The sequence below is a fragment of the Streptomyces sp. NPDC091682 genome (assembly GCF_044756625.1).
Classification (GTDB): Bacteria; Actinomycetota; Actinomycetes; order Streptomycetales; family Streptomycetaceae; genus Streptomyces.
Window position 1 is genome coordinate 1 of record NZ_JBIVTH010000067.1, and the last position, 1,545, is coordinate 1,545.

At 69.8% G+C, this 1,545-nt stretch carries 1 protein-coding gene; it reads left to right on the forward strand.

Features of this window, described 5'->3' with window-relative positions:
• The first annotated feature begins 266 nt into the window (after positions 1-266).
• Positions 267-1,481 carry an IS110 family transposase gene (locus ACIQK6_RS43070; RefSeq protein ID WP_329095776.1) on the forward strand — a complete coding sequence of 405 codons (1,215 nt, stop codon included), beginning with the start codon at positions 267-269 and terminating at the stop codon, positions 1,479-1,481.
• The last annotated feature ends 64 nt before the right edge of the window (positions 1,482-1,545 follow it).

Genomic DNA, 1,545 nt, shown 5'->3' on the forward strand with positions numbered 1-1,545 from the left:
CCCCCGTTATGTTTTTCGCGGTCCTGCAATGGGGCCGCTGGCCTCCGGGCCCGGTATGACTGTGTCCCCTCTGTCGGACGAATGACCTGGGGGGTGGTGTCGCCGGGCCCGTGGGGTGCCGTCACAGACGCTGATGAGAGACCCGGCCACCGCCCGGTCCGGCGCAATGCCGGGCAGCGACGTGGGCGGCAGGTCTGCATAACGTGGATGCGCGAGCACGGTGCCGTTGCCGAGGCCGGCCTGGTCAACGACCCTGAGAGGGTGCGATGTTCGACATCGAAGGCGTGGGCGTCTTCCTCGGGATGGACGTCGGCAAGACCGCCCACCACGGCCACGGGCTCACCCCGGCCGGGAAGAAGGTTTTCGACAAGCCCATGCCCAACAGCGAACCCAGGCTGCGGGCCGTCTTCGACAAACTCAAGGCCAAGTTCGGCACCGTCCTGGTCATCGTCGACCAGCCCGCCTCGATCGGCGCTCTGCCCCTGACCGTCGCCCGGGACGCGGGCTGCGAGGTCGCCTACCTGCCCGGACTCGCCATGCGGCGGATCGCCGACCTCTACCCGGGCGAGGCGAAAACCGACGCGAAGGACGCGGCGGTCATCGCGGACGCCGCCCGGACGATGCCTCACACCCTGCGTTCGCTGGAGCTGACCGACGAGATCACCGCCGAGCTCACGGTGCTGACCGGCTTCGACCAGGACCTCGCCGCCGAGGCCACCCGCACCAGCAACCGGATACGCGGCCTGCTCACCCAGTTCCACCCGAGCCTCGAGCGCGTGCTCGGGCCCCGGCTGGACCACCCCGCCGTCACCTGGCTCCTCGAGCGATACGGATCCCCCGCCGCCCTGCGCAAGGCCGGCCGCCGCAGACTCGTCGAGGTGATCCGGCCCAAGGCCCCGCGGATGGCCGCGCGGCTGATCGACGAGGTCTTCGACGCTCTCGACGAGCAGACCGTCGTGGTCCCGGGAACCGGCACTCTCGACATCGTGATCCCGTCCCTGGCCGCCTCCCTCTCCGCGGTCCACGACCAGCGCCGGGCCCTGGAAGCGCAGATCAGCACCCTGCTGGAGGCCCACCCTCTTCACCAGGTCCTGACCTCGATGCCCGGAGTCGGCGTCAGGACCGCCGCCGTCCTGCTGGTCACCGTCGGCGACGGCACCAGCTTCCCCACCGCTGCCCATCTCGCCTCCTACGCCGGCCTCGCCCCGACAACCAGATCCTCGGGGACCTCGATCCACGGCGAACACGCGCCACGAGGCGGAAACCGGCAGCTCAAACGCGCCATGTTCCTCTCCGCCTTCGCCTGCATGAACGCCGACCCCGCCTCACGCGCCTACTACGACCGGCAAAGGGCCCGCGGCAAAACACACACCCAAGCCCTCCTCCGGCTCGCCCGCCAACGCATCAGCGTCCTGTTCGCCATGCTCCGGGACGGCACCTTCTACGAGTCCAGAACCCCCACCATCACCCTCGCCGCATGACCACCCCAAACGCCCGCATACCCGGCACCACGTCCTTGACGAAGGACATAGAGACACCCCCCCC